This is a genomic window from Ruegeria sp. BHSA118 (assembly GCF_059613405.1).
The window spans coordinates 1-1,468 of record NZ_JBXWSM010000158.1 but is presented as its reverse complement, the minus strand read 5'-3'; the positions used below and the strand labels follow the sequence as shown (position 1 = coordinate 1,468).

The following is a 1,468-nucleotide window of genomic DNA, read 5'->3' as shown; positions in this document are numbered from 1 at the left end:
AACCTCGCAGACGCGGGTCGGGTCGCGGACCTCTTCCTGATAGGCGACCATGTCCTCGAACAGCTTCATCTGCTCGACTTCCTGGAAGCCACCCTGACCGATGGTCTTGTTGGCCGCCTGCGGGGTCACCAGCAGAAGCGGCGTGTGGTTCCAGTAGGCGGTTTTCACGGCGGTCACAAAGTTGGTGATGCCAGGGCCGTTCTGCGCGATCATCATCGACATCTTGCCGGTGGCACGGGTGTAGCCATCCGCCATCATCCCCGCGCTGCCCTCATGCGCACAGTCCCAGAACATGATCCCGGCCTTCGGGAACAGATCCGAAATCGGCATCATCGCCGAGCCAATGATCCCAAACGCATGCTCAATACCATGCATCTGCAAAACCTTAACAAAGGCCTCTTCCGTCGTCATCTTCATAGGGGTGCTCTCCAACCAAGAGTGAGTGAAACCGGGCACTGCACCCGGCGTTTGATATGGTTTTGGCGCAAGGGTGCGACCTGCGTTAGGGCCAAAACGAAAGCCGGATTAGGTCCAGATAAGGCTCAAACGGCCCGGATTGCGTCTGCGATCAGTTTCACGCCGGGCGCGATACGGTTAGTTGGAATTGAGGAATAGCCCAGGCGATAGAAATTCTGTGGTCTGTCCGGCCCCGAGAAGAACGGTGCGCCGGGTTCGATGTGAACACCCTGGTTTTGCAGTCTTAATGCCAGTTGAGTTGTGTCGACATGCTCAGGGGCTGACATCCACAGTGAAGAGCCGCCAATCACACCCCGTCCAGCCACGGTCAGCCCACTTTCCGCGATGGCTTTGTCCATCGCGTCGCGCCGTTCTTGCAAGGCCTTCGACATACGCCGAATTTGCGCATCATAGTGGCCCAGCGACAGGAAATACGCCGCCGTGCGCTGAATGTGGCCTGGTGGGTGGCGCAGAACCAATGAGCGCAGCGCACGTGCCTCGCGGATAAAGGGCTCTGAGCCGACCATGTACCCGAGTCGCAATCCCGGAAACAGCGACTTGGAGAAACTGCCGACGTAGATCACGCGCCCGTCCCGATCCATGGATTTCAGCGCCGGCGAAGGGGCGCCTCGGAAGGCCATTTCAAACTCATAGTCATCCTCGACGACCATCGCGTCGAGTTCGCGTGCTCGGACCAGTAATTGGTTGCGGCGGTCGACAGGCATCGTCGCGGTTGTCGGGCTTTGATGGCTGGGAGTGGTAAAGATGACGTCCGCTTCGTCGGGAATCGCCTCGGGAGGCAATCCGTCCCGATCCACGCTCAAGGGCGTGACCGTGCAATCCCAATGGTTCAGAAGGCTTCGCAGCGCATAGTAACATGGGTCTTCTATGACGGCCGTGCGATTGTGGGTCAGCAAAATGCGCGATGCCAGCCAGAGCGCGTTCTGCGCGCCCAGAGTGATCAAGATCTCTTCGGGGCGGGCCGCGATGCCACGGCGTGGTAGAGTGTGAC

General features: G+C 59.3%; 2 protein-coding genes. Both read right to left on the bottom strand.

Features of this window, described 5'->3' with window-relative positions:
• A partial coding sequence (locus AC2FNN_RS21620) for a thiamine pyrophosphate-binding protein (RefSeq protein ID WP_496760337.1) occupies window positions 1-417 on the bottom strand: 417 nt, incomplete at its 3' end.
• Window positions 418-542: 125 nt separating this feature from the next.
• Window positions 543-1,468, bottom strand: a 926-nt coding sequence (locus AC2FNN_RS21615) for an aminotransferase-like domain-containing protein (RefSeq protein WP_496760578.1), incomplete at its 5' end; no start/stop codon positions are given.